This is a genomic window from Agrobacterium sp. fls2-241-TYG-188a (genome assembly GCF_030209845.1).
On sequence record NZ_JARVRD010000001.1, the window covers coordinates 243,864 to 269,441 of the forward strand.

19 protein-coding genes are annotated in these 25,578 nt (G+C 56.4%); 10 read left to right on the plus strand and 9 right to left on the minus strand.

Going from position 1 to position 25,578, the window contains the following annotated elements; translation table 11 throughout:
• Positions 1–68 precede the first annotated feature (68 nt).
• The 5 genes from QRN85_RS01060 to QRN85_RS01080 all read right to left on the minus strand — a co-directional run bounded on the left by QRN85_RS01060 (position 69) and on the right by QRN85_RS01080 (position 8,217).
• Positions 69–1,124 (minus strand): prolipoprotein diacylglyceryl transferase, encoded by a 1,056-nt coding sequence (locus QRN85_RS01060; RefSeq protein ID WP_113170706.1) that lies wholly within the window; start codon positions 1,122–1,124, stop codon positions 69–71.
• A 592-nt stretch (positions 1,125–1,716) separates the two neighbouring features.
• Positions 1,717–3,909 (minus strand): sensor domain-containing phosphodiesterase, encoded by a 2,193-nt coding sequence (locus tag QRN85_RS01065; protein ID WP_113170705.1) that lies wholly within the window; start codon positions 3,907–3,909, stop codon positions 1,717–1,719.
• Between the two features lie 291 nt (positions 3,910–4,200).
• The gene (locus tag QRN85_RS01070) at positions 4,201–6,018 is read right to left on the minus strand and encodes a methyl-accepting chemotaxis protein (RefSeq protein WP_502870741.1); all 1,818 of its coding nucleotides are present in this window, start codon (positions 6,016–6,018) and stop codon (positions 4,201–4,203) included.
• A 472-nt stretch (positions 6,019–6,490) separates the two neighbouring features.
• Positions 6,491–7,165 (minus strand): RraA family protein, encoded by a 675-nt coding sequence (locus QRN85_RS01075; RefSeq protein WP_113170704.1) that lies wholly within the window; start codon positions 7,163–7,165, stop codon positions 6,491–6,493.
• A 29-nt stretch (positions 7,166–7,194) separates the two neighbouring features.
• Entirely contained in the window at positions 7,195–8,217 is a 1,023-nt protein-coding gene (locus tag QRN85_RS01080) for a hydroxyacid dehydrogenase (RefSeq protein ID WP_284756889.1), read from the minus strand.
• A gap of 131 nt (positions 8,218–8,348) precedes the next feature.
• Here QRN85_RS01080 and QRN85_RS01085 point away from each other — a divergent pair, with 131 nt between their 5' ends.
• From QRN85_RS01085 to QRN85_RS01105, 5 genes are all read left to right on the plus strand, one after another.
• Positions 8,349–9,044 carry an IclR family transcriptional regulator gene (locus QRN85_RS01085; protein ID WP_062590081.1) on the plus strand — a complete coding sequence of 232 codons (696 nt, stop codon included), beginning with the start codon at positions 8,349–8,351 and terminating at the stop codon, positions 9,042–9,044.
• 51 nt (positions 9,045–9,095) lie between these two features.
• Positions 9,096–10,055: a tripartite tricarboxylate transporter substrate binding protein gene (locus QRN85_RS01090; protein WP_062590082.1), complete on the plus strand. Its 960-nt coding sequence runs from the start codon at positions 9,096–9,098 to the stop codon at positions 10,053–10,055.
• Entirely contained in the window at positions 10,052–10,513 is a 462-nt protein-coding gene (locus tag QRN85_RS01095; protein WP_062590083.1) for a tripartite tricarboxylate transporter TctB family protein, read from the plus strand. Before QRN85_RS01090 ends, QRN85_RS01095 begins: the two co-directional genes overlap by 4 nt.
• A gap of 31 nt (positions 10,514–10,544) precedes the next feature.
• Positions 10,545–12,053, plus strand: a complete 1,509-nt coding sequence (locus QRN85_RS01100; RefSeq protein ID WP_113170703.1) for a tripartite tricarboxylate transporter permease — start codon at positions 10,545–10,547, stop codon at positions 12,051–12,053.
• Between the two features lie 86 nt (positions 12,054–12,139).
• Positions 12,140–13,324 (plus strand): alpha-hydroxy acid oxidase, encoded by a 1,185-nt coding sequence (locus tag QRN85_RS01105; protein WP_113170702.1) that lies wholly within the window; start codon positions 12,140–12,142, stop codon positions 13,322–13,324.
• A 148-nt stretch (positions 13,325–13,472) separates the two neighbouring features.
• Here QRN85_RS01105 and QRN85_RS01110 read toward each other — a convergent pair whose 3' ends face one another.
• Positions 13,473–15,539, minus strand: a complete 2,067-nt coding sequence (locus QRN85_RS01110; protein WP_113170701.1) for an ATP-dependent helicase — start codon at positions 15,537–15,539, stop codon at positions 13,473–13,475.
• Between the two features lie 344 nt (positions 15,540–15,883).
• Between QRN85_RS01110 and QRN85_RS01115 the strand changes: the two genes are divergently transcribed.
• The 5 genes from QRN85_RS01115 to QRN85_RS01135 all read left to right on the plus strand — a co-directional run bounded on the left by QRN85_RS01115 (position 15,884) and on the right by QRN85_RS01135 (position 22,406).
• A complete protein-coding gene (locus QRN85_RS01115; protein WP_113170700.1) occupies positions 15,884–17,677 on the plus strand; it encodes a YbhB/YbcL family Raf kinase inhibitor-like protein in 1,794 nt (597 codons plus the stop codon).
• A 34-nt stretch (positions 17,678–17,711) separates the two neighbouring features.
• Positions 17,712–18,812: an alpha/beta hydrolase gene (locus tag QRN85_RS01120; protein WP_062590088.1), complete on the plus strand. Its 1,101-nt coding sequence runs from the start codon at positions 17,712–17,714 to the stop codon at positions 18,810–18,812.
• Positions 18,813–18,835: 23 nt separating this feature from the next.
• Positions 18,836–19,381, plus strand: coding sequence for a DUF4142 domain-containing protein (locus QRN85_RS01125; RefSeq protein ID WP_062590089.1), 546 nt, complete (start codon positions 18,836–18,838; stop codon positions 19,379–19,381).
• Between the two features lie 244 nt (positions 19,382–19,625).
• Complete coding sequence (locus QRN85_RS01130) at positions 19,626–20,111, plus strand: MgtC/SapB family protein (protein WP_062590090.1); 486 nt, start codon at positions 19,626–19,628, stop codon at positions 20,109–20,111.
• 90 nt (positions 20,112–20,201) lie between these two features.
• Positions 20,202–22,406, plus strand: coding sequence for a methyl-accepting chemotaxis protein (locus QRN85_RS01135; protein ID WP_284756892.1), 2,205 nt, complete (start codon positions 20,202–20,204; stop codon positions 22,404–22,406).
• 114 nt (positions 22,407–22,520) lie between these two features.
• Here the strand turns inward: QRN85_RS01135 and QRN85_RS01140 are convergent, their stop codons facing one another.
• From QRN85_RS01140 to QRN85_RS01150, 3 genes are read right to left on the minus strand one after another with little or no spacing between them, the layout of a single operon-like run.
• Positions 22,521–23,348, minus strand: a complete 828-nt coding sequence (locus QRN85_RS01140) for a beta-keto acid cleavage family enzyme (RefSeq protein ID WP_284756893.1) — start codon at positions 23,346–23,348, stop codon at positions 22,521–22,523.
• A gap of 7 nt (positions 23,349–23,355) precedes the next feature.
• The gene (locus QRN85_RS01145; protein WP_113170697.1) at positions 23,356–24,585 is read right to left on the minus strand and encodes an MFS transporter; all 1,230 of its coding nucleotides are present in this window, start codon (positions 24,583–24,585) and stop codon (positions 23,356–23,358) included.
• Positions 24,586–24,600: 15 nt separating this feature from the next.
• A complete protein-coding gene (locus QRN85_RS01150) occupies positions 24,601–25,371 on the minus strand; it encodes a cyclase family protein (RefSeq protein ID WP_062590094.1) in 771 nt (256 codons plus the stop codon).
• Positions 25,372–25,578 lie beyond the last annotated feature (207 nt).

The following is a 25,578-nucleotide window of genomic DNA, read 5'->3' on the forward strand; positions in this document are numbered from 1 at the left end:
CTCAAAAGAAGAACCTCTCTTGCGCGAGCAAAAGAGGTTTCAGCAACAATTTCATTCAGGCGACACAATCACGCTTCTGCGTAGTAGGTCTCAACGAGGCTTGCCTTCGGCTCATCGCTTTCGGTCTCACTGAGCAATGTGTTTTTAGCGACCGATGGGTCCTTATGGACGATAGCGTCGAGAAGCCCGCGAAGTAAGCGTTCTTTCTGCACCTCTTCAGCCCGGCTGCGGGCAGCTTCCGCCGCGGCTTTTTCTTCATCGGCAAAACGACGCGAGGACAATCTTGCTTCAATAACATCAAATCTGAAGGTCTGTTCGGTACGGGCAGAAACATGTGTTGATGCCGGCTGGTCAATACCGACATGCTCTGTCGTGCCGGGCTTGGACGGCGAGGTCGACTGGGGTGTAGACCCGTTATTGCCCTGCACCGGCGCTGGCCAAACGGTACTATCCTCTTCGACGGATGCCCCGCTCTCGGATTCGCTGCTGTTTGCGTTTGGCTCATCGGCGGCGGGTTCGGCATCAGTTGATTGCGGCTGCTCCTGTGTGCCAGTCGGCTCAGGTGCCGGGTCCCCTACCGCTTCCGATGAGTCTGCTGTTGTGGGGGTGGTTTCTGTGTCTGGGCCTGCCGAAGGCGACTCTTCGTTGGCATTTTCTGGTGGGGAAACGGTTGACTGGTCTTCGCCGCTGACGGATGAGCCATCTTCGGGCGGAGCAGAGGACGTCGGTTGTTCTTCTCCACCACCGGCAGATTCCGCTGGTAATGGACTGGACTGTTCCGTGCTTGCCTCCGTAGACGCACCATCGCTCGCCGATGGCGCATTGCTGCTTTCCGGGGCGTCAGATGTTTCGCCTACTGGTTCAGAACCTGAAGACGGCGACGGCGATGGCGAGTAAGTGCCGTCGTCTGTATCTGTATCTTCGTCATCAGCAGGGGCAGGGGTACTGGCTACAGGCTGGGTCGAGCTTGCAGGCGAAGTGGAGCTCTGGCTGGACGGAGCAGGAGAAGACGCATCACTTGTCGTCGTGCCCGACGAGCCAGTTGTGGTTTGTGTGCCCGACGTTTGCGTGTTGGAGCCGGCGTTCGTCGGAGTCGATTTTGGTGGAAAGAGTGCTTCTAACATGAGGGCGTGCCAAAGTTGCGATTGGCTGACTTGCTAAAGCTTGCCCCCTCAAATTTATGTGCATTTTGATTATCAAATTTTAATGAATTAGCGGAGCCTGCCTCAAGAGCCGCGATTATGGTCAATAACAACTTACTTTTATCGCGGTGCCCTGTGCTCACCTTTGCCGCGGTTGTCGTCGACGTCTGCTCAAAGCGCACTCACCGCAACGCGGATCACGACGCTATTTACCCGAAATCCCTGCAACAAATGGCACGGTAATCAAGCGATCTTCTGCGCGCCATTCGATATGACGCCGCTGCTAATGAGGGTGTGCTGGGGCACATGCATCGATTTCCGGTGTTGAAACGAGTAGCCTGCCGGTGGGACGCGAGTTCTTCAGACGAATGTCAACGTCATAGCCCCTATGATCACATAGGGTCTGGTGATGCTAAGGTCAGAGAGAGGCTCGCGAATGACGACCCGTTCGCAGGCCTATCGGGATCGCAGCGGATGCCGACGGTTCCTGTCTCGTCAAAAGCTGCGATCCTCGCCTCCAGCCGTCATAATTTCTCAGCACCGCAATGAGAGCTAATGTTCTTGAGGTGCTATCTCAGCCACCCACTGCGGTCTGGTTTGCGTCTGTTGTCAGGTAAAGGCGTGTGAACTCGCTCGCCTTCATCGGGCGCCCGTAGAGATAGCCCTGTCCTTCGTCGCACGCATAGTGCTGCATCAGATGTTCCTGTTCGAGTGTTTCAATGCCCTCAGCAATCACTTCGAGGTCAAATCCCGCTGCAAGTTTGGCGACCGCTTCAACGATTGCCTCATCTTTCTTGTTGCGCTCGCTGCCGCTGACAAACGATCGATCAATCTTTAGCCGGGTGACAGGATAGTCCTTCAAAAGGCTAAGCGATGCGAAGCCGGTTCCGAAGTCATCGAACGCAATTCCTACGCCGAGCGAGCGGAGGTAATGAAGGGGCTCCATAATTCGCTGTTCATTTCGCAGAATGATATTTTCCGTTATTTCCAATTCCAGCGCCGTTGCCGGTAAATGGCTGTCCGCAAGCGCTGCCTCGACGGATTTCGCAAAATCCCGGGTCCTGAATTGTGCTGCAAACAGATTGACGCCGATCCTGAAATGCTGGCAACCGGCCTGCCGCCAATGCGCTGCCTGCGCACATGCCGTGCGCAATATCCATTCGCCCACGGGAACAGCAAGAAGGCTTGCTTCCAGTACAGGCAAAAAGGCGGCAGGCGAGACAACACCAAGCTGTGGATGGTTCCATCTTATCAGCGCTTCTGCACCGGACAGGCTGCCATCGCTGAGCTTGATCTGAGGTTGGTAATAGAGTTCAAACTCCTGATTTTCCCAGGCTTGGCGGATTGAGGAACTCATGGCTCCCTTCTTCAAAGCCGTTTGGCGAAGCTCAGGTGTGAAGATGCGCACGAGGTGGCGACCGTCTGCTTTGGCCTGATACAGGGCCAGATCTGCGTTCCCCAGCATCCGCTCACTGTCGTCTTCCGGCCCCGATTTCAGAGAAATGCCGATACTGGCCCCGATATGGATGGGCTCGTTCTCGAATTCTATCGGTTCCTCGATAACGGAGATGAGGGTCGAAGCAAGCTGACTGGTTTTTATCGGGTCGACCGTTTCAGACATCACGATGACAAACTCGTCCCCACCCAGCCGGGCCACCATATGGTGGTCAGGAACGCTTTCTCTCAGACGGCGTGCAACAATCTTGAGGACAAAATCCCCCGCAGAATGCCCCAGCGTATCGTTCACGTCCTTGAAGCCGTCCAAATCAAGAAGGAGGAGCGCCAAAGGCTCATCGTCTTCGCAGGCCTGACGAATACGCCGCTTCAAACTCGACCTGTTTGCAAGGCCGGTCAGATCGTCGTATTCCGCAGCATGTTTCAGCTGTTTAACAGCTTCCAGACGGCTGGTTATATCCCGGATAATGGCCCCGAATTGCGGCTCGCCCGCCTCGTTCCATTGAGAAAGGGAGAGCTCTATCGGAACTTCGGAGCCGTCACGACGCTTCGCCGTCAAATTGATGGAGGTTCCAATGATGCGAGCGGGACCGCCGGATGCCACTCTGGCGAGACCCGCCCCGTGCCTGGCACGCATCGCGTCCGGCATGATGATGTCGAGAGGTTTGCCAAGCGCTTCTTCCTTGGAATACCCAAAAATCTCTTCTGCAGAAGCATTCCATGACGTGATCTGGTTTTTGCCGTTTGCGCAGATGATGGCGTCTGGAGATGTGGATGTGATGTTGATGAATTTGTTACGGCTGGTCTCGCTTTCCCGTTCCAACCGGCGCAATTCCATTCTTTCAAGGACCATGGCTGCCAGATCCTGAAGGACTCGCTGGTCACGAGCCGAGAACGTCATCCTCGGTTTCGGATCGATCAAACATAGGCTTCCAAGCGCATGTCCTTCAGCCGTGATGAGTGGTGCGCCAGCATAGAAGCGAATGTTCGGGTAGCCTGTAACCAACGCATTCGTTCGGAAGCGCTCATCCTTGGATGCATCCGGTATGACAAAGACTCTGGATTCCATGAGTGCGAAGGTGCAAAACGAAACATCTCTTCCGGTTTCGCACACATCCAGGCCGATACGAGCTTTAAAAAATTGCCGATCACGATGCACCAGAGAAATCAAAACGGTCGGGACGTCGAAGATTCGTGACGCCATCTGTATGATATGGTCGTATTCCCGCTCGGGCGCCGTATCCATCAGCGCGAAGCTATCCAGAACCTCGATTCGTTTTTCGTCATTATTGGGAATCGGGTAAAGGCTCATCACAATCGCTCGCTGGATTTATATCACAAATGAGCAAAAGCGAAAAAGCTTAATGCAGAGTGATTCCAAGACGAGAATTTGAGCCAGTACATCAAACCGTGCGATTAGCCTTTATGAGTTCTAAATAAATTTAAAGTGGTTCTAACTGAAGTAAAAAATGACATCAGTGCAAACAGATATGGGCGACCCACGCTGGCCGCCCATAATCCAAGCTATTCGTTTATTGTAGCCGTCGCAGTGTCCGATCATCTTCGCAAAGAAATTTGAGCGGACATTTTATCTGCGATTTTCCTAGAACTCTTCCCAGCTTGCTTGTGCCGCTGCGGTAGCTGAGGCACTCGCCGCCCGACGAGGGGCCACAGCTACGGATGGGCGTTGCGCTGCCGCGTGGTAATTTGCCGATGGTGCGCTTTTTGTCGTTGCCTGCCGCTTGATCTCGACAGGCTTTGCTGTTTGCGAGTGTTTCACAGCTTCAAAACGGAACTGATCGAGCAATTCGAACAGCGCGGCAGCTTCGTTGGCGAGTTCGTGGCTGGCCGCCGTTTGTTCTTCCACCATGGCAGCGTTCTGCTGCGTGCCCTGGTCAACTGAATTGATGGCCCGGTTGATTTCGCTCAGTGCAGTCGACTGCTCACGGGAGGCCTCCACGATCGCTGTAATATCGCCATTGATGTTCTCGACATGTGACGCGATCTCCTGCAGAGCCGTCCCCGCCTTCGTTACCAGCGCCACACCATTGCTGACGTAGGAGCCGGATGCGGTGATGAGGGTTTTGATCTCCTTAGCCGCTGTCGCTGAGCGCTGTGCAAGTTCACGCACCTCTTGAGCAACCACGGCAAATCCTTTGCCAGCCTCACCGGCGCGCGCCGCTTCGACACCGGCATTCAGTGCCAGCAAATTCGTTTGAAACGCGATTTCATCGATCACGCCGATGATGTTGGAAATTGCTTTCGACGATGCGTCGATCTGATCCATGGCGCTGATCGCTTCACGAACGACATTGCCCGAGTGATTGGCGTGGTCCTTGGTGCGAGCAACAAGACGACCAGCTTCCTCGGCACGCTGGCTGGAATCTTTCACGGTGGTCGTGATCTGTTCCAGGGCGGCAGCCGTTTCTTCAACAGAGGCCGCCTGCTGTTCTGTCCGCTTTGCCAGATCGTCTGCAGAAATACGGATTTCGTTAGAGCCAGCGGTAATCGCCTGGGCATTCTCTGCAACCGCAGCGAGCGCGAGCTTTAGTTTCTGGGATGCCGAATTAAAGTCCGTTCTAAGCCTCTCCAGGGAGGGGATGAATGGTTGCTCGATCTGCTGGGAGAGATCTCCGTCCGCAAACCTTGTCAATCCTAGCGCCAGCTGCTCGACATTTTGAACGCGACCGGTGATGTCGGTGGCAAACTTGACGACTTTGATGATCTTCCCGCTCGGGTCGAACACCGGATTATAGGACGCCTGGATATGGACATGACGTCCACCCTTGCCAATGCGCAGAAATTCGTCCGCGACGAACTCACCCATGCGCAATCGGGTCCAAAATTCCAGGTATCGTTGGGAGTTTGCCTCCGTAGGCTCTACAAACATGCGGTGGTGTTGACCGACTATTTCGTTCAGCGAATATCCCAGCGCCTTCAAGAAGTTTTCGTTGGCGGTGATAATCTTGCCTTCGGGTGTGAATTCGATTGTCGCCTGGGCGCGTGCGACCGCAGCCAGCTTAGAACCACTGTCCAGGCCATCCATCTTGGTCTGTGTGATGTCGTTTGCGAACTTGATGATCTTAAGCACCTTTCCACTGGTGCTTTTCACGGGGTTATAGTTCCCTCGAATCCAGATTTCGTCGCCATTCTTTGCGATGCGCTTGAACTCGCTGCACTCAAATGTGCCGCCCTGAAGCTTTCGCCAGAATGCGGTATATTCAGAAGAACCAGCATATTCTTTATCGACAAAGATGCGATGATGCTGTCCGATGATTTCTTTCTCGGTGTACCCCATCAAATCGCAAAAATTCTTATTCGCTCTGAGGATAGTGCCGTCCGTCTCAAATTCGATGATGGCGAAGGAGAGATCGAGTGCCGAGAGGACCAGATTGGAGTTGGAAGCAAAAATGTTCATCATGGAGCGCGCCTGGAGTGAGGGAATTGCTGTGACGGTTATATCCCAAGATAATTAATATATTTTACTAAAGTAGAAATTGCATTTATGTGGGCGCCCAGGTCGTCTTACTCCAAGGCGTTTGGTGCCTTGCAAGGGTCAGTGGGATCAGATCATTGCAGTCGGCAAGGCAGTCCAACGGAGTGCCGAAGGGTTGAGAGAGGCGGTATCGGCCGACTGACAGCCGCGAGTGCAAGGCCGTGAAGAATCTCTGTGAATTGGAGATTTTGGGCGAAAGGCTATGGAAGCAGCACAGCTGCAATTCTTGAAATGCCGCTGAGCAGCCAAGCCAAATGGGCGAAGTAGACTATTCATACTCCGAAGAAGGATTCTTTGCTTCGCCAAAGAAATTGAAGTGGGGGGCTGCGGTTTGAGCCCTTTCAAGGGCTAGGAGCATGAGTGGCTGAGGCGTGGATATTTCCACGCCTCGAGCTTTTCAAGCTTCGATGAAGCAGCCGAGCCGGGCCAGAGAGGCATCGACCCAAGCACGATCATTTTTGCCCAGTTTGATGTTTTCCATCTGCTTCGTTTCGGCCGCATGCTTTTTCGAAGCGGCTTCGAACACGGTTTCGACTGAGGCAAGCGGGACGGATAGAAGACCGTCGGCATCGCCGCAAATGAGGTCGCCGGGTTCGATGACCATGCCGTTGATAGCGATGGGTACATTCACTTCGCCGGGGCCATCCTTGTAAGGGCCGCGATGGGTTACGCCTGCGGCAAAGACGGGGAAGGATCCTGCCAGCAGTTCTTCGCTGTCCCGAATGGCGCCGAAGATGACGATGCCGCCGAGGCCGCGTTGGGCCGCGTGCGCAACCATCAATTCGCCGATGATCGCATTGCTAAGATCACCACCGGCATCAACGACGACGATGTCGCCCGGCTCGGCGATGTCGAGGGCCTTGTGAACCATCAGATTGTCGCCGGGGCGGGCTTTGACAGTCACGGCTGCGCCGACCATGCGCGGGCCGGTATAGAAAGGACGCAGCGGCGCGCCGCCAGCCGTCATGCGCGACATGACATCGCTGACATTGGCGACCGGGAGCGTTCTAAATTTGTCGACCCAGTCAGCGCTGACATTCTGCTTACGCTTGCAGACTCTGAAACCTAACATTTCAATTCCTCCGTATTGTGTTGGGTGGGTTAGTTCTGTTCGAGGTTCTGGTTGGCCAGTGCACGCCGGTCGAACGGCACGCCGGTGAGCACATCGACAATGTGCTGTGCGCTCTGCACGGCCATGTTGCGCAGCGCCGAACGGCTCGCGCCGCCCACATGGGGGGTGGCGATAAGGTTTGGCAGCCCCCAGAACGGATGATCCTGTGCCGGGGGCTCCTGTTCGAAGCTGTCGAGCGCGGCCCCTGCGATGCTTCCTTCTTTCAAGGCCTCTAGCAAAGCAGCTTCGTCAATCACGGCACCACGTGATGTGTTGACGATGAAAGCGGCTGGCTTCATCAGCTTCAATCGCTCGGCATTGATGAGATGATGCGTCTGTGGCGATAGAGGGCAGTGCAGGCTAACGATGTCGCTTTCTGCCAGAATGTCCGTCAGCTCGCGGCTAACTCGCGTGCCGTCCGCGTCCTCTGCAAATGGATCGTAGGCGCTGGTTTCCATGCCAAGCCCTTGGGCAAGCTTGGCGGTTCTGCGGCCGATTTCACCAAAGCCGATAATGCCGAACTTTGCGCCAGCAAGGTCGCGACCGACATATTTTGTCTTTGGCCAGGCACCGCCTTTGACCGTGTCGCTCAGCGTGCCGATATCTTTCATCAGCGTTACAGACAGGGTAATCGCCAGTTCCGCGACCGATTGGGCATTGGCAGCAAGCGCGCGCAGCACGGGGATGTTACGGGATGTTGCGGCATCCAGATCGATATTGTCTACGCCGCTACCGTGTTTCGCGATCACGCGAAGACGCGGCGACGATCCGATGACCAGATCGTTTATCTGCCCCTGGCGTACGAGGATGGCATCGACTGCGTTGGTCCTTGCGATGTCGGCAAGATTTCCAGAACCGCTATAGCCATCGGCGTAAATCGTCTCGATTCCATTTTTTTGGAGAAGTTCCGTAGCTTCGGGCGCCAGTTGCGCGCCTGTGACGAGAACCTTGTGACCTGTGGCAGCCGCCGCGGACGGGTTTGCGGTCGCCGCCGCCCTATTGATTTTGCTCACTAAAACCTCCCGAATTTCGGTGCGTCGCTGCGCATGGGAGCGACGGTTGACGAATCCTCATTATCGGGTATTGTACTAAATGAAAAGGTGTTGTACTCAGTACAACGCTTTTTTACGGGAGGTTAAGACCAATGCCAGGCAATTCTTCAGGTGTTGCAGCTGTTGAACGGGCTGTTTCGATGCTGGAAGCTTTCACGGATGTCGACTATGCGTTGACGCTGGGTGAGCTTGCGCGTCGCACTGAACTCGACAAATCCACGGTCCTTCGCATTGCGCGTTCGCTCGCCAAATCCTCCATGCTCGTCCGCAATGAAGATGCCAGCTGGCGGCTCGGCCCCAAGCTGGTGCGTCTGGGCGGGCTGTATCAATCGACATTCAAATCTTCCGCCGTTGTTGAGCCTTTGCTTGCTCAAATCAGCGATGAGAGCGGCGAGAGCGCTGCCGTCTATATCAAGGAAGGCGATGTGCGCGTTTGCCTTCATCGCCATGATTCAACGCAGTCGATCCGCCATTCCGCCCGTGTGGGCGATACGATGCCGCTGGATCGCGGTGCGCCGGGTCGCGTCATTCTGGCGTTCACCGGTGTTTCCGGAAAAATCTACGATGACATTCGCGCCCAGGGCTTTCACGTCACCATCGGTGAGCGCGATCCGCAGGTCGCCAGCATCGCCGTACCCATCTACCGTGAAGGTCAGGCCCTGTTCGGTTCTCTGGCCTTGACCGGCCCGCCATCGCGTTTTGGCGATGAGGCCATATCCAAAAATCTCGAAATTCTCCGCGTTGCCGCTCGCAAGCTGAGCACCGCGCTTGGAGGAAATCCCGGCTAGTATCCGAGCGGGCGCCGGGCCTGCACAGCGTTCCTTGGGAGGAGCATATCGATGAATATGATGAGGATTGCAGCTTTGGCAGCCGGTACCTTGCTGGCGACAATCGGTTCTGCACAGGCTGAATGGCCTAAAGATCGGCCAATTCAGATGATCGTCGCCTTTGCACCGGGCGGAAGCACCGACGTCATGGCGCGTGCCATGCAGCCCTATCTCGAAAAAGAACTCGGCGCAGACATTGTGATCGAAAACCGTCCGGGTGCGTCGGGCGAAATCGCCTATACCGCCTTGGCAAAGGCCAAGCCGGACGGCTACACCTTCTCCTTCATCAACACACCAGGCTTCTTGTCCATGCAGGTGCAGAGAAAGCTGGGTTACGATCCGAAGACCATCAAGCCGGTTGCGCGCATCGTCGATGATCCGGCAGCTATCGTCGTTCCCGCGGCATCGGACATCAAAACTCTGGCGGATTTCGTCGCGGCCGCAAAGGCAAAGCCCGGTGCGGTTTCATTCGGCTCATCGGGCATCGGCACGGATGATCACCTCGCAATCATCATTCTGGGATCGGAATCCGGCACGACGATCACCCACATCCCTTTCAACGGCGCTGGTGAAACGCGCACGGCCATCCTCGGTGCACAGGTTACCGGTGGGGGTCTCAATGTCAGTGAGTTCGGCGGAAACGATACGTCGGGTCTGCGTATGATCAACACATTTGGAAAAGAGCGCTCGCCGCAGCTTCCAGACGTACCGACTGCCATTGAGTCCGGTTTCAATGTCGAGATGACATCAGAGCGCGGCATCGCCGCTCCGCGTGAGGTACCGGCTGAAATCACGGATCGTTTCGCTGCGGCCATCAAGGCAACGCTCGACAATCCGGAATTCCAGAAACAGGCCAAGCAGATGGCCTTGCCACTGGCCTATCTCAGCGGACCTGATTGGGAAAAGGAAATGCCGACACGTCTCGCCCGTTTCCAGAAAATCTGGGATACAACACCTTGGGTGCAGCAATGAGCACGGAGCCTGCAGTCAAAGGTCGGGACCATCCCGATATGCTGGCGGGCGGCGTGATGATATTTCTGGGAGCGCTTGGCCTTTGGGCCGCGCGCGACCTGACATACGGCACTCCGGCGATGATGGGCCCCGGGTTTCTCCCGAAGTCGCTGTGCGCCATCATTGCGCTGATTGGTGCGGTCGTTCTCATCAAGGGTTTGTCCAAACCCCAGGAGGCGTTGGACGCGATCAACCCCAAGCCGCTCATCATTCTGGTCGTGGCCATTGCAGGGTTCGCCTTTGCAGCAGAGCGTTTCGGCTTCGTACCGGCGACCATCTGGTTGCTGGTCGTCGGAAGCCTTGCCGACCCGGAGTCGCGCTGGAAAGAGATTTTTATCTCGACCGCCGTGCTCACCTCTCTTGGCGCGCTCCTCTTCGTTTACGGACTTGGCGTTCAGATGCCTATCTGGCCCTTCTGATTGCCTGTCCTGACTTGATCGGATCATTTCGATGGCATTTTTCGACGTACTCATGCTTGGCTTCTCGGAGGCCCTGACACCCACCAACCTGATGTTCTGTTTCCTCGGCGCGCTGCTGGGAACGCTGATTGGCGTGTTGCCCGGCATCGGACCAACTGCAACCGTGGCAATTCTGCTGCCGGTTACTTTCTTCCTGCCGCCGCTCGGCGCCTTGATCATGCTCGCGGGCATTTTCTACGGGGCTCAGTATGGCGGATCGACAACGGCTATTCTGGTCAATCTTCCTGGCGAGGCCTCGGCGGTTGTGACCGCGATCGACGGTTATCAAATGGCCAGAAAGGGCAGGGCGGGCGCCGCCCTTGCCATCGCGGCACTCGGATCTTTCTTTGCCGGTACTGTGGCAACCATTGCACTGGCGATTGCCGGCCCAACGCTGTCTTCCTTCGCCCTGTCCTTCGGACCGGCCGAATATGTGGCGCTGTGTATCTTCGGTCTGCTCGCCGCCACCATTCTGGCTCATGGTTCGGTGGTCAAGGCCATCGGCATGGTGTGCCTGGGCCTCGTGCTGGGCATGGTCGGTATCGACGTCAACAGCGGGTCGGCCCGCATGACATTTGGATCGACCGATCTTTATGACGGTATCGATTTCGTCGTTATCGCGGTCGGTCTGTTCGGCATTGCGGAAATCGCCACAAACCTTGAATCCAAGGAGGTTCGCGGTGTCTTGCAAAGCAAGATCGGCAGGCTTTGGCCGACCCGCGAAGAATTCAAGGATAGCTGGGCGGCCGTGTTGCGCGGCACCGGTGTCGGCACCATCCTGGGCGTTCTGCCGGGTGGTGGCGCAACCTTGAGCGCGTTCAGTGCCTATTCGGTCGAAAAACGTATTTCCAAGACGCCGGAGAAATTCGGTCACGGCGCTATTGCAGGTGTTGCAGGGCCGGAAGCTGCGAATAATGCGGGTGCGCAGTCTTCGTTCATACCGCTTCTGACACTTGGCATTCCGTCCAACTCGATCATGGCCATGATGCTGGGTGCAATGACCATTCACGGCATTACGCCCGGCCCATCGGTCATCCAGAACCAGCCGGAATTGTTCTGGGGTCTCGTCGCCTCGATGTGGCTCGGCAACGCCATGCTGCTCGTCATTAACCTGCCGCTCATCGGTCTTTGGGTAAAGCTGCTGCAAATCCCTTATCGCCTGATGTATCCTGCCATTCTGCTGTTCTGCTGCGTCGGTGTGTACAGCGTCAGCAATCGTGGTTTCGATGTGGCTTTGGTGATCCTGTTTGGCATCTTGGGCTATGTTCTGCGCAAGGCGAAATGCGAACCGGGTCCGCTTCTGCTGGGCTTCGTTCTAGGTCCGCTTCTGGAAACCAACCTGCGCCGCGCCATGCTTCTGTCGCAGGGTGACTGGCTGGTCTTCTTCGAGCGCCCCATCAGCGCGGTGCTTCTGGCCGTGACAGCGCTGATGCTGCTGACCCTGATCCTGCCAACCATCCGCAAGAACAGAAAAGCCGCCTTCGAAGCGAGCGAAGACTGACAGAGGGGCGCCGCGAGGCGCCCTTTTCGCTTCGGTAGGGAAAAGAAATTGACCTGCGTCGGCATGATGCAATCTGTGAGCTATCCATGACATTACCTATTCCCGGCTTTTCGTCTGCTCGCCGTCTGCGCGGCGTGCTCTCTCTGGACGATTTCGAGAGCCTTGCGCGACGCCATCTGCCAAAGCCGCTATTTGGCTATATTGCCGGGGCCAGCGAGACCAACGCCTCGCTGCGACAGAATGCTGCTGCGTTTCAGGACATCGCTTTGCTGCCGAGGGTGCTGCGAAATGTCTCGGGCAGAACCACAAAGACCACCTTGTTGGGCGAGGAGTGGAACGCCCCCTTTGGCATCGCACCCATGGGCATCAGTGCCTTGATGGCCTATCGGGGAGATCTCGTCTTGGCGAGAGCAGCGCAGGATGCCGGTATCCCCATGATCATGAGCGGTTCGTCCCTGATCCGGCTTGAGGAGATCGTCGAGGCGGCGCCCCGATCATGGTTCCAGGCCTATCTTCCCGGTGAGCCGGATCGGATCGATGCGCTGATCGACCGCGTCGCATCGGCGGGGTATAAAACACTCGTGCTGACCGTCGATACCGCCGTCCTGGCAAATCGCGAGAACAACATCCGAGCAGGTTTCTCAACACCGCTACGACCAAGCGCTCGTCTTGCCTGGCAGGGATTGAGCCACCCGGCATGGAGCATCGGCACCTTCGGTCGCACGATCCTCAAGCATGGCATTCCCCATTTTGAAAACTCCTATGCCACGCGCGGTGCGCCTATCCTTGCGTCCAACGTGATGCGCGACTTTGGTAAAAAGGATCATTTGAGCTGGGACCATCTCAGCCGGATCAGGGAGAGGTGGGCTGGAAATCTGATCGTGAAAGGCATTCTTCATCCCGAAGATGCGGCCATTGCCGTACACCGCGGAGCAGACGGTATCATCGTCTCCAACCATGGCGGCAGGCAACTGGACGGTGCCATCGCGCCACTGAAAGCACTTCCGGCAATAGTAGATAAGGTGGGGCCTGGGACAGTTGTCATGATCGATGGGGGATTTCGCAGAGGCACCGACGTCGTAAAAGCGCTGGCCCTCGGTGCTAAGTTTGTTTTCGTCGGCAGACCGTTTCTATACGCGGCGACGGTTGGTGGCCAAGCCGGTGTGGCAAAGGCTGCCGCTATCCTTATGGATGAGCTTCATCGCAACATTGGCCTGCTTGGTCTCACGGGAATTGACCAATTGTCTTCCGCGGTCATCGAGCAGCAATAAGTCGACCAGGCATTGCTGTCTCTTCCTAACCGCCTGCCAGCCATAATGCGCTGCCAGAATTTCGACGGTATGAAGCACCGGGTCGTCGTTGCGCCTGCGTTGACGTGCGGCAGTCGGGCGTGGTTTGGAAGCGACGCATTGGTCGCCCCTATTTCCACATGCCGCGCATGCGTGCGCCGACATCAATGCGGATTTGCTGGGCACTGCGTTCAGACGCTGCGGGTGAGACTTTCGGCCAGGCCATTGGTTCGAAATACTGCAACAGGGTCGCCGGGATGAACCGGCTTCTGGCAGCGTAAACATGCCGATCGCCCTGCGAGTTCTGACCGTGGGTGAAAAACCGCTGCGGCGTAATCAGCGACAGGCTGTCCTTGGCACGCGTCATGCCGACATAAAGCAGGCGTCGCTCTTCTTCGAGTTCCTGCGTCGTTCCGGTGCCGAGGTCCGACGGTATGCAGCCATCGACGACGTTGAGCATGAAAACGGAGCGCCATTCCTGCCCCTTGGCCGAATGGATGGTCGACAGGATGAGGTAGTCTTCGTCGAGCAGCGGGACACCCGCCTGATCGCTGGTCGCATCCGGTGGATCAAGCGTCAGTTCAGTCAGGAAACGCTCTCGGGAAGGGTAGCCGCTGGCGATTTGCTCGAGTTGCAGAAGGTCGGCCTTGCGCGTGTCGGCATCTTCATGGATGCGATCAAGATGCGGTTCGTACCAAAGACGGGCCTGCGCGATATCCGATGGCCAGCCTTCATGGGTTTTTCGAAGGCCGCCCAACAGTTGAACGAAGGACGTCCAGTCCTCCCCCGTCTTAAGTGGCGGCGGAATTTCAGCAAGCGCCAAGAGCGGTTCGGGGTCGGATGCGATCGTGTCGAGAATGGTGCCAGCTTTCTTGGGACCAATGCCAGGCAGCATCTGCAGAAGACGGAAACCGGCCACCCGGTCACGGGGGTTCTGGGCGAAACGCAGGACTGCCAGCATGTCCTTCACATGGGCACTGTCGAGGAACTTCAGGCCGCCGAATTTGACGAAAGGAATGTTGCGGCGGGTGAGTTCTACTTCAAGCGTGCCGCTGTGGCTGGAAGTGCGAAACAGCACCGCCTGCTGCTTCAGCGTCATCCCGACCTCGCGGTTTGCCAGCACCTGCTCAACGATGAAATTCGCCTGTTCGGTTTCGTCCTTGACGGTCACGAGTTTCGGTCGCTCCAGCGACTCCCGTTCCGTCCACAGGTTCTTGGTGAAACGCTCGCGCGCAAGCTCGATCACGCCGTTGGCTGCTGCCAGAATGGGCTGGGTCGAACGGTAATTGCGATCGAGCGTGATGACGTCCGCTGCCGGACTGAACGATGCCGGGAAGTCGAGAATGTTGCGAACTGTTGCTGCCCGAAACGAATAGATTGATTGTGCATCATCACCTACGACGGTCAATCCCCGTCCGCCGGGCTTGAGCGCCATCAGGACAGACGCCTGCAGCTTGTTCGTGTCCTGATACTCATCCACCATCACATGGTCGAAACGACTGCCGATATCGTCGGCGAGTTCGGGATCGCTCACCATCTGCGCCCAGTAGAGCAGCAGATCATCGTAATCGAGCACGTTCTGCGCCTGCTTTGCCTCGACATAAGCTCCGAACAGTTCCTTCAACTGTTCCTCCCAAGAGGCGACCCATGGATAGTGCTGGCGAAGAATCTCGTTTAGCGGTGTCTCCGAGTTAACGGCGCGCGAGTAGATCGAGAGACAGGTGCCCTTGGTCGGGAAACGGCTTTCGGTTTTGGAAAATCCAAGCTCGTGGCGCACGAGGTTCATCAGGTCGGCGCTGTCTTCCCGGTCGTGGATTGTGAAGTCGAGATTGAGACCGATCTGCTCGGCATACATCCGCAGCAGTCTGGCACCGATCCCATGAAACGTACCCGACCACGCAAGCGCGTCAGTCAGGACGGCAGCATTGGCACCCAGAACATTGCGGCAGATACGCTCGACGCGGCGGGCCATTTCCGAGGCGGCCCTGCGCGAAAAGGTCATGAGCAGAATACGGCGCGGGTCGGCACCATTGACGATAAGGTGCGCCACACGATGCGCCAGTGTATTCGTCTTGCCGGAGCCCGCCCCAGCGATGATCAACAATGGCCCCGCTGCGTTGCCCTCAGCCAGCCCAACGCCATGCTCGACGGCCTTGCGCTGCTGCTCGTTCAGTTTTTCCAGATAGGCAACCGCCATCCCGTTTTCCTTGATGTGTGCCTACTTTGAATTCGGCATGGAAGAATCCTCTTAAATCGAGAGTGACGCTTCAAAATTGCCTTGCGAACAAAGTAAGAACTATCAGGTGGCAGAGATATTGAAAAGTCCTTCATTAGCATGACGCGATAGTCGTCAGTCTTACGGGTCGAAGCTTTCGTGTCAGCCTTCAGCGACGTTTGAAGACCACATCGCAAGTGCTCTTCACACCATGGGCATTGTAGCTGTTCGGGAGGCAGCGTACGTCTGTCATTGGCCAGCACAAATCACAGGAACTTTGAAGAGTCTCGCATGTTCGGCATGTGAAGTCTTTGGAGGAATACCTAATGATACGTCGTGTTACCGGCGCTGCGTCAATTTTCGCAGCACTTCTTGGCTGCAGTGCGTCTTACGCCCAGCAGGGCGATGGAACTGAAGTCCAGATCACTACAAACGTTTTCAAGCCCAATAAGGTCGCTGCGACGAGTGAGCGGATTGGTGAGTTGAAGGTGCCCGACGGCTTCTCCGTGAAGCCATTCGCCCAGGGCCTTGGCAATAGTCGCATTATCGAGGTCTCCGACAAGGGATTCATCTATGTCAGCCGTCGGGAAGAGGGCGATGTGCTGCTCCTCAAGGACGAGAATAACGATGGCAAGTCCGATGGCGCGCCTGTCCAGGTCGTGTCCCGCGCACAGGCGCATGGGCTGGCAATCAAGGATGACAAACTCTACCTTGTCACCGTGAAAGAGGTCTTCGTTGCCGACATCAATGCCGATGGAACGCTTAGCGAACTTGAGATGATCATCGGCGATCTGCCGGATTCCGGCCAGCATCCAAACCGTGTTCTTTCATTCGGCCCTGACGGAATGCTGTACATAAGCGTCGGCTCTACCTGCAATTCCTGCAACGAAAGCAATCCTGAAAACGCAACGATCATTCGCGCGACGCCGGATGGCAAGAGCAGAACGATTTTCGCGTCAGGCCTGCGCAACACGATTGGTTACGATTGGCAGCCGCAGACTGGCGAACTCTGGGGCCTGGATCATGGCATCGACCTGATGGGCGACGAGGTTCAGGCCGAGGAACTCAACAAGATCGAGCAGGGCAAGCAATATGGCTGGCCGCATGTCTATGGCGCGGGTGACATATATCCACAGTCCACGCCAGTTGGCGGTGTGACAAAAGAGCAATGGCGCGATCAGAGCCAGCCGATGGTGATCGGTTACACGGCGCACGCGGCGCCCATGCAGATGAAGTTCTATAAGGGAACGGCCTTTCCAGCGGAATTTGCGGGAGATGCTTTCGCTACCATGCGGGGATCATGGAACCGAAACCCGGCATCAGGTTACGAAATTGTCCGGGTTCACTTCGAAAACGGTCAGCCCAAAACCATCGAGCCGTTCCTGACCGGCTTCCTGACGGATGGCGGCAGGACGCATTTCGCCCGTCCGGTCGGCCTTGCCGTCGCTAAAGACGGCTCGTTGTTGATGGCGGATGATGCCAACGGCGTCATTTACCGGATTGCCTATACGGGCGAAGCCAAAAAAGCAGAGACCGCACCCACGGCCCCCGCCGATGTTATGGAAGCACAGGCGAAAAAAAGCGCAGATGTGCCATTGGCTTTGAAGCGGCCCGAGACGGAGTCCGAGGGAAAGATCACCGTCTCCACAGATGCTTTCTCGAACAATGCAGCAATGCCCACGAGATACAGTGAATATGCTGATGGCGTTTCGCCTGCGCTTCGCTGGAGCGCTGTGCCAAAGGCTGCGTCTTACGCCATCATCATGGAAGATCCTGACGCTTCGCCGCTCAAGCCCTTTGTCCATTGGTTGGCGTGGAACATCCCCGCGACAGTGACGATGCTTCCAGAAGGCTTGCAGGAACAGCTTCGCCTCGTGGAGCCGGAGGGTGTTTTGCAGGGTCGCAACACATCTGGAACACACGGTTATTTCGGACCAAAGCCACCTGCGGGTGACAAGCCTCATCACTACCATATCCAGGTCATCGCACTCGATTCCATGATTGATCTGCCACCGACGTCCGACCGCGATGCGCTTTTGGCTGCCATGTCTGGCCATGTCATCGGAAAGGGTGAGGTCGTCGGGACTTATCAGCAGAAGATCGAACCACCCAAGCAATAACAAAATGTCACACCGTAGTTTCAAAGGAAATCTTATGCCTATCTCACGTACTTCCATCGGCGCCGCGAGCCTTGCGGTCCTCTTGCTTTCTTCTTCGGCATCCGTATGGGCCCAGCAGCCCGCCCCGGCGCCAGCCCAACCGGCTCAGCAGACGCAGCCGACTGAACAGGCGAAGCCCGATGCCCAGATGCAGGCTGTCCTGGACGCGCTGAAGGGGCTGGATGCCAAACCCTTTTCTGGCCTGACCGTGCCGCAGGCCCGCACGCAGGCAAGTGCCGCCGATGCCGCGCGCACGGTGCAGCGGGACAAAAAGATATCGCCGATGCCAGAGGCGGGTGTTGCGACAAAGGATATTGCCATTCCGAGTGCCGGCGGCGCGTTGCCAGCCCGTGTCTATGTTCCCGAAGGCAAGGGGCCATTCCCTGTCGTGCTGTACTTCCACGGCGGTGGCTGGGTCGTGGCTGATATCAATACCTATGATGCGACGCCAAGAGCGCTTGCACTTGGTTCGAAAGCCATCGTTGTTTCTGCAGATTATCACCATGCGCCAGAGAGCAAGTTCCCGGCGCAGCATGACGATGCCTGGGCTGCCTACGCGTGGACCGTTGAAAACATTCATACTTTGAATGGTGACGCCAAGCGGATTGCTGTTGCGGGTGAAAGTGCCGGCGCCAATCTGGCCGCCAATGTTGCTCTGATGGCGAAGGAAAAGAAGACAACGATGCCGGTGCACCAGTTGCTGGTCTATCCAATCGCTGGCAACGACATGAACACGCCGTCCTATCAGGAAAATGCCAACGCGGCACCGCTCGGCAAGGCCGATATGGAGTGGTTCGTTTCGCATGTCTTCGCGTCCAAGGATGAGACCGCCGATCCGCGGATCAATCTCGTCGGTCGCAATGACCTTGAGGGACTGCCATCTGCAACCGTCATCACTGCGCAGATCGACCCGTTGCGTTCTGAAGGACAGGCCTATGCCGATAAGTTGAAGGCAGCGGGCGTGATGGTAAATGCGCTGAATTACGAGGGCGTGACCCACGAATTCTTCGGAATGGCCAAGGTGGTGAATAAGGCGAAGGACGCTGTCGATGCTGCCAATGCCGACCTCACGAAAGCATTTTCCAAAACGAAGTGATCGCGTCACAAAGGACCATAACTATGAAATTTTCAAATCTATCCTACCTCGCATTATCCGCTGCCCTTTTGAGCCAGCCGCTCATGGCGCAGGAACAGAAGCCAAAACCTGCTGGCGATGCCGCACCCATGATGGTCATGGACCGGCCAACCTTCGTCAGCGTCGTCTCGAGCTCCAACGAGTTCGAGATCAAGTCCAGCGAACTGGCTTTGCAGAATGCGGAGTCCGGCGATCTCAAGGACGCGGCAAAGATGATCATCGCCGACCACCAGAAGGCGGGTGCTAAGCTCAAGGGTATCTTGGATAAAAAGGGAGAGCCATTGCCATCCCCGATCGTCCTTGCACCCAAGCAACAGAAGATGATGGATCAATTGCAGGCTGCCAAAGGCAAGGACTTCGACACGCTTTACCTCGACATGCAGGTGCAAGCACACATGGAGGCGATTGCGCTGTTTCGAACCTATGCAGGGTCCGGTGACGACCAGACCGTCGTTGGGTTCGCGAAAGAAACTCTACCCAGCCTTGAAACGCATCTGTCGCACGTGAAGATGGCCAGCGCCAAGCACTAACACTGCAGAAATGCCCCACTGACGAGCCTATGCCTTCGGCGGTCCTTAGCAAGCCGCTCGAAGGCATTTTCCTGTCAGCCGATAAGCGCCAAGCCGTAGCGACCTCGTCGCAGTGAAGTGTCGTGGCCACTCAATAATCCGGCTAAGAAAAATCCACCCCAAATTCGGAACCCGCCTTTTCGGACCGAGTTGAATGCAACGACTATCTATTACGTCCGGAATCGGTTGAAGCGGAGGGATTCATTTGAATGATTGGCTCTTATCAGTTGGCGTTGAACTAAACTTCTTCCCGCATCTGATTGCATTGTTGGTGGCATATGTTCTGGCGCTCCCAATTGGTTGGGACAGAGAGCAGAATGAGCGAAGTGCGGGATTGCGGACATTTCCCTTGGTCGCGATTGCAGCCTGCGGCTTCATACAGGCCGCAGAGACGATAACTCTTGGCAATGCTGAGGCAACAGCCCGTGTCGTGGAAGGTCTCATCAATGGCGTCGGTTTCATCGGGGGTGGCGCGATCCTCGTCGGTAAAATGGGAACGCGGGGCACAGCGACAGCGGCCAGCATCTGGGCTACGGGCGCCATCGGTGCCGCGGTTGGGCTAGGCTCCTATGATACTGCCATTGTCCTTTCGATCGTTACCTTTTTGACACTTCGGGTGATGACGAACTTCAAGTCCCCGGCAAACCCGGTTCGCCTTCAGGCCGATAAGACGGAGGATGAAGGACATTGACGACGACCTTTGCCCAGAAAAGCGCTTAAGCAACTCTTGAGCTTTTTCGGATAAGCTTTTTTTCAGATGAATTCATTGTCGGGGGGACAAATGGGCAATCGGGTTCGTAAACCTATTTGGGTGAAAATGACGGCTTACGGCTTTGGAGCCGTTTTGTTTGCGAGTGCGACTATCGGAGGGCAGGCATGGTATGGCCAGTCCATTGCGAATGAAGACGCACTTCGCAGCAAGGCAAAAAGCGACCTTTCTCTTATTCAGACGGATATGGGTGCGACGCAGAGAGCGGCGGCGGCAGTCGCCTTGGCGATCGCCAGCGATCCCGACACCGCAAAACTCATTCTTGGAAAAGAAAAGGACGCTATCCTGGCCAAATACGGGTCCGGCCTTCCTGCCATCTCCAAGGAAGGTGGCCTGCAATTTGTGACCTTCATCGATGCGAAGGGCGTCGCAGTTGTGCGCCTTCATGCCCCTGACAAGTCTGGTGATGACATGACTGGCCGTCGCAAGATGGTTGTCAAAGCTCTTGCCACGGGCAAGGTCGCCGCAGGCATCGAGACCGGCCGCGCCAGCATCGGCATGTATGCGTCAGCACCGGTTATCGCTGACGGCAAGCTCGTTGGCCTCATCGATGTCGGTACTGAACTGTCGAACCCCTATTTCGGCCCCATTGCCGATCGAATCGGCGGCGAGATCGCCGTCAATGTGGTGGCCGACGGAAAACTTCAACTTCAGGCATCAACACTGGACGGAAAGTCCATGCTGACGCCAGAGCAGGTCAAGGCGGCTTTTGAAGGCAAGCCTGTGTCCGAGACGATACTGTCGGAGGGAAGGGATATCGTCGTTCAGGCTGTACCCTTTACGAATTTCTCGGGCGAACCGCTTGGCGTCTTCGAGGTCGGAGCGGACGCTACGCAAATTCTCGCGGCAAGCTCCCGATCGCTCTGGACAACGGTTGCCGGAAGCGTTGCCGTGTCACTGCTCTCGCTGATCGGCTTCCTCCTGTTTGCCCGGTCTTTCTCGAAGGTGATTGGCAATTTGACAAACACCATGTCACGACTGGCAGAAAATGACCTCGACGTAACGATCGAAGGCAAGGAACGCCCCGACGAGATAGGAGCGATGGCGTCCGCCGTTCAGGTCTTCAAGGAAAATGCCGTACGTGCGCGCTCGCTTGAGAACGAGGCAACAGCCAGCCGTCAACAGACCGAAGAAGAACGCCAGAGGGCGAGTGAGCTCGAACACAAGCGGACGATCGAGATGACGGAAGCGACCCGTTTGCTTGCCGACGGATTGCATAAACTCTCTCTGGGCGATCTGACCTATCAGATCAAACAGCCGCTTTCTGCGGATTTCGAAAGTCTTCGCTCTGATTTCAATCAAGCCGTCAGCCAGCTTCGCGAGACATTGAGCGCCGTTGCGCAGTCCACCTCCGCAATCGACAATGGCTCACGAGAAATCAGTTCGAGTGCAGATGACCTGTCACGCCGTACGGAGCAGCAGGCAGCTTCGCTTGAGCAGACGGCGGCGGCGCTGGACCAGATTACGACGAATGTTGCCAACTCCACCAAGCGTGCGGACGAAGCGCGCAGCGTCGCCATCCAGGCTAACCAGAGTGCGCGCCAGTCTGGCGCAGTGGTGGCCTCTGCCGTCCACGCAATGGGCAAGATCGAACAGTCCTCGGGCCAGATTTCGAGCATCATCGTCGTTATCGATGAAATTGCATTCCAGACGAACCTGCTGGCCCTTAATGCCGGTGTAGAAGCGGCCCGCGCCGGTGAGGCCGGAAAAGGCTTCGCTGTCGTTGCACAGGAGGTTCGCGAACTGGCCCAACGGTCCGCAAAGGCTGCAAAGGAAATCAAGGAACTCATCCGCAATTCAAGCGCCGAAGTTGAAAGCGGCGTGACGCTGGTGAGCCAGACGGGTGATGCGCTGAAGGCCATCGAAGAATATATTGTCACGATCAACCAGCATATGGACGCCATTGCAACATCGGCTCGGGAACAGTCCGTGGGTCTTGCGGAGGTCAATACCGCCGTCAACCAGATGGACCAGGTCACACAGCAGAACGCTGCAATGGTGGAAGAGGCAAACGCTGCCAGTGCGACGCTGGCAAATGAAGCAAGAAATCTGCGAGAGCTGGTGTCGCGCTTCAAGGCGGACAATTCGTCAGCTAGGCCAACCTCTGCCTCGCCAGACGTCGACAAGCCCCATTCTTCGCCCGCAAGAACGATGTTGAAAAAGGTCGCCAGCTCGTTTGGATCGAACGCGGTTCGGGACGACTGGCAGGAGTTCTGACTCCTTTCAGCGAAGTGAGTGGCCATCAGCCATAGGACATCAGCCGTTCTGGCACTCAGTCGCCAATTGGGCTTGCTGACCGGGCCCCTTTGTACGAGGGACCCGGCAGATGCATCAAGCTGTTCTCAAGTCGAGCGTTGCACGGGCATCGGCAGGTGTCGCAACCTGCCGGTTGGCTTCACTGACGATGCGACCGGCGCGGTAAACGAACTCGGCATTTGATGCCGCAAGGCGGTTCTTGGCGTAGAGGACGTTATCCTCCATACCCACGCGGATGTTTCCGCCCATGGCCACTGCCGTCATCAGTATAGGCATATGTCCGCGACCGATGCCGATTGCCGACCAGTGAGCGTCCTTTGGAAGCAGGCCTCGCAGATAGACGAGGTTCTCGACCGTCGCCGTCGTTCCCCCCGGTGCGCCCAGGACGAACTGATAGTATGCGGGGGCCTTCAGGACCCCCTGTTTGAGATAATACTCGGAGTTATAGTACATTCCTGCGTCGAAGATTTCGATCTCGGGTTTTACGCCGTTTTCGATCATCACCCTTCCGAGCTTTTCGAGAAAATGCGGGTGATTGATGAAGAGCGTGGAGTGCGCCCAGTTCATCGAACCGCAATCATAGGAGGCCATTTCGGGCTTCAATTCCACGAGATGCATCATACGGGTCTCGTCGGTGGCGTTCAGGTCTCCTGACGTGGTGAGGTTCAGCACGATGTCGCACCGTTCCCGGATGAGGCCGACGGTTTCGCGGAATTTCCCGATATCCATCGTACCTGTGCCCTCATCGTCCCGCATGTGGAGATGAGCAATAGCGGCACCGGCCTGCCAGCATTCGAAGACGTCGTCTGCGATCTCGCGCGGTGTTAACGGAATGGCGGGGTTATGTTCCTTCGTCGGCCACGCACCCGTCGTGGCGACGGTGATAATGGTATTTTCGTTCATCTTAACCTCATAGGTCCTTGGGGCCGGAAGACGCCTTTTGGGCATCTATGTTGGGCAGGGTAAGCATCGTCAGCCCTGCAAGCAGGAAGAAACCGGCGCAAATCATAATGCCCGTCGCAAAACTGTATTTCTGGGCGATGAAACCCATGACAAACGGTGCGAAGGCAGAGATGCCGCGCCCGATATTGAAGCAGAAACCGGCGCCAAGGGTGCGAATGCGGGTTGGAAAAAGATCGGGCAGATATGACCCCATCAACCCGACAAAGGCGGTAAAGAATGCGTAGACCGGTCCCATGACGAGCAGCGCGGTGGGATCCGTCATCGAGATATAGATCGGCAATGTGATCGCCGTTCCCAGGAAGGAAATCACGACCGCTTTCTTTCTGCCGATACGGTCGGCGAGATATCCGAAGACATTGTATCCGATGAACATGCCGACGTTGAGGACGATGAAGAACATGAACGCAGTATTGGCGGGAAGTCCGCGTTCCTTGATCATGAACATTGGCAGCCAGGTGCTGGCGCCCCAATATCCGATCAATCCGCAGCTTGCGACGAGCGTTGCAAGAATGGTGTTTCGAGCAAGCTCGGGAGCGAAAATATCCTTCACCGACGTCATCGCGCCGTCAGACTTCGCCTTTTGCCGCTGCCATGCCTCCGATTCCGGTACGAATAGCAGGTAGTAGATCGCCGCAAGCATTGATCCGCCACCGGTTAGAAACAATGCGTGCCAACCAAATTGCGGGATGATGAGGTAAGCCAGAAACGAGGCGACCCCCGCACCGACCGGGAAGGAAGACAACACGAAGGACGCAGCTCTGCCTCGCTGGTGCGAGGGCCATGTTTCCGAGATATAGGAGACAATGATGCTCCAGACGCCGCCAAGACCCAGACCCGCGAGGAAACGCAGAATGAGAATCTGGTGCCAGCTATTTGTCAAGTAGATCGCCATCGTCAGCAGGCCGAAGGAGGTCAGGCTCCAGAACAGAACCTTGCGGCGACCAAAATTGTCCGCCGCCCAGCCAATCGCGATGCTGCTGAAGCCGATGCCGACCATGGTCGCGGTCGCCAGCAATCCGCCATCCGCTGGTGATATCGCCAGATCCGTGATGATTGCTGGCATTGCCATGGCAAGAAGAAAGATATCCATGGCGTCAAACATGTATCCGGCAAAACCACCGATCATCGTATGCCATTTGACATCAAGTTTTTCAGAAATTTGATTTGAGTTGTTCATGGCCATATCCCCCCTTTAAGCGTCAAGAACCGCAACAGCGCGACACCAGCCCGCGCTTGCGTTTTTGATCTTGATCGGGAAGCAGGAGAGCTTGAAACCGAACGGCGGCAGAAGGCCGAGATTGGTCAGTTTCTCCATGTGGTAATACTCTTTTTCGATGCCGGCGAAGTGCCCCTCCCAGATGATCGAGGCATCTCTGGTCTTTTCGAATTCCTCGGCAATCAGGCTGAGTGGGCGGTCCCAGCTCCAGGCATCCGTACCTACAATCTTTACGCCCTGTTCGAGAAGGTAGAGCGTGGCCTCACGGCTCATACCGCATCCTGCGGAGAGGTAATCGGCAGAGCCCCATGCTGTCTCGGCGCCTGAACGGATGACGACAATATCGAGCGGCTTCAGCCTATAGCCAATGCGCTTCAACTCGGCCTCTATGTCGGCTGCCAACACTTTGTAGCCATTCGGCTTTTGGGAAAAATCGAGTACGACTCCATCCGAGAAGCACCATTCCAGCGGTGCCTGGTCGATCGTGCGGGCTGGCTTCCCGCCATCCATGGTCGGATGATAATGCCAGGGCGCATCAAGATGAGTGCCGCTATGTGTGGTCAGGCTGACATATTCAATCGCCCAGCCCAGTCCTTTTGGCAGGTCGGATTCCTTCGCGACAGGAAAGAACTGCCGCATATGCTCTGCGCCTTGTCTGTGATCCCGATAGTCTATCGTCGTCGACATGGAAGGCGGATCGCACGGCGTTCCATCCTCCAGCGATACGCTGAGGTCGATAATTCTCATTGGTTCTCCACCCAATTATACGGTCACTGCAGATGCAGTGGTCCCCCCATTTTTCCTCTCACCACCGTGCCCGAAGCCCGGCGCATCCGAAGGTTAGAAAAAATAGACGTACGTACAACCTTTTTTAATCTGACAGCTGTTTTGTTTTTCAGAGGGTCAACGAGTGACCGCAGATTGGGAAAATCGATCACACACGGGAAATAGCCG

Coding starts and splice junctions, on each gene's coding strand:
- QRN85_RS01060 (WP_113170706.1), bottom strand. CDS start 1,124: ATGTTAGAAGCACTCTTTCCACCAAAATCGACTCCGACGAACGCCGGC.
- QRN85_RS01065 (WP_113170705.1), bottom strand. CDS start 3,909: ATGAGCCTTTACCCGATTCCCAATAATGACGAAAAACGAATCGAGGTT.
- QRN85_RS01070 (WP_502870741.1), bottom strand. CDS start 6,018: ATGATGAACATTTTTGCTTCCAACTCCAATCTGGTCCTCTCGGCACTC.
- QRN85_RS01075 (WP_113170704.1), bottom strand. CDS start 7,165: ATGTTAGGTTTCAGAGTCTGCAAGCGTAAGCAGAATGTCAGCGCTGAC.
- QRN85_RS01085 (WP_062590081.1), top strand. CDS start 8,349: ATGCCAGGCAATTCTTCAGGTGTTGCAGCTGTTGAACGGGCTGTTTCG.
- QRN85_RS01090 (WP_062590082.1), top strand. CDS start 9,096: ATGAATATGATGAGGATTGCAGCTTTGGCAGCCGGTACCTTGCTGGCG.
- QRN85_RS01095 (WP_062590083.1), top strand. CDS start 10,052: ATGAGCACGGAGCCTGCAGTCAAAGGTCGGGACCATCCCGATATGCTG.
- QRN85_RS01100 (WP_113170703.1), top strand. CDS start 10,545: ATGGCATTTTTCGACGTACTCATGCTTGGCTTCTCGGAGGCCCTGACA.
- QRN85_RS01105 (WP_113170702.1), top strand. CDS start 12,140: ATGACATTACCTATTCCCGGCTTTTCGTCTGCTCGCCGTCTGCGCGGC.
- QRN85_RS01110 (WP_113170701.1), bottom strand. CDS start 15,539: ATGGCGGTTGCCTATCTGGAAAAACTGAACGAGCAGCAGCGCAAGGCC.
- QRN85_RS01115 (WP_113170700.1), top strand. CDS start 15,884: ATGATACGTCGTGTTACCGGCGCTGCGTCAATTTTCGCAGCACTTCTT.
- QRN85_RS01120 (WP_062590088.1), top strand. CDS start 17,712: ATGCCTATCTCACGTACTTCCATCGGCGCCGCGAGCCTTGCGGTCCTC.
- QRN85_RS01125 (WP_062590089.1), top strand. CDS start 18,836: ATGAAATTTTCAAATCTATCCTACCTCGCATTATCCGCTGCCCTTTTG.
- QRN85_RS01135 (WP_284756892.1), top strand. CDS start 20,202: ATGGGCAATCGGGTTCGTAAACCTATTTGGGTGAAAATGACGGCTTAC.
- QRN85_RS01140 (WP_284756893.1), bottom strand. CDS start 23,348: ATGAACGAAAATACCATTATCACCGTCGCCACGACGGGTGCGTGGCCG.
- QRN85_RS01145 (WP_113170697.1), bottom strand. CDS start 24,585: ATGAACAACTCAAATCAAATTTCTGAAAAACTTGATGTCAAATGGCAT.
- QRN85_RS01150 (WP_062590094.1), bottom strand. CDS start 25,371: ATGAGAATTATCGACCTCAGCGTATCGCTGGAGGATGGAACGCCGTGC.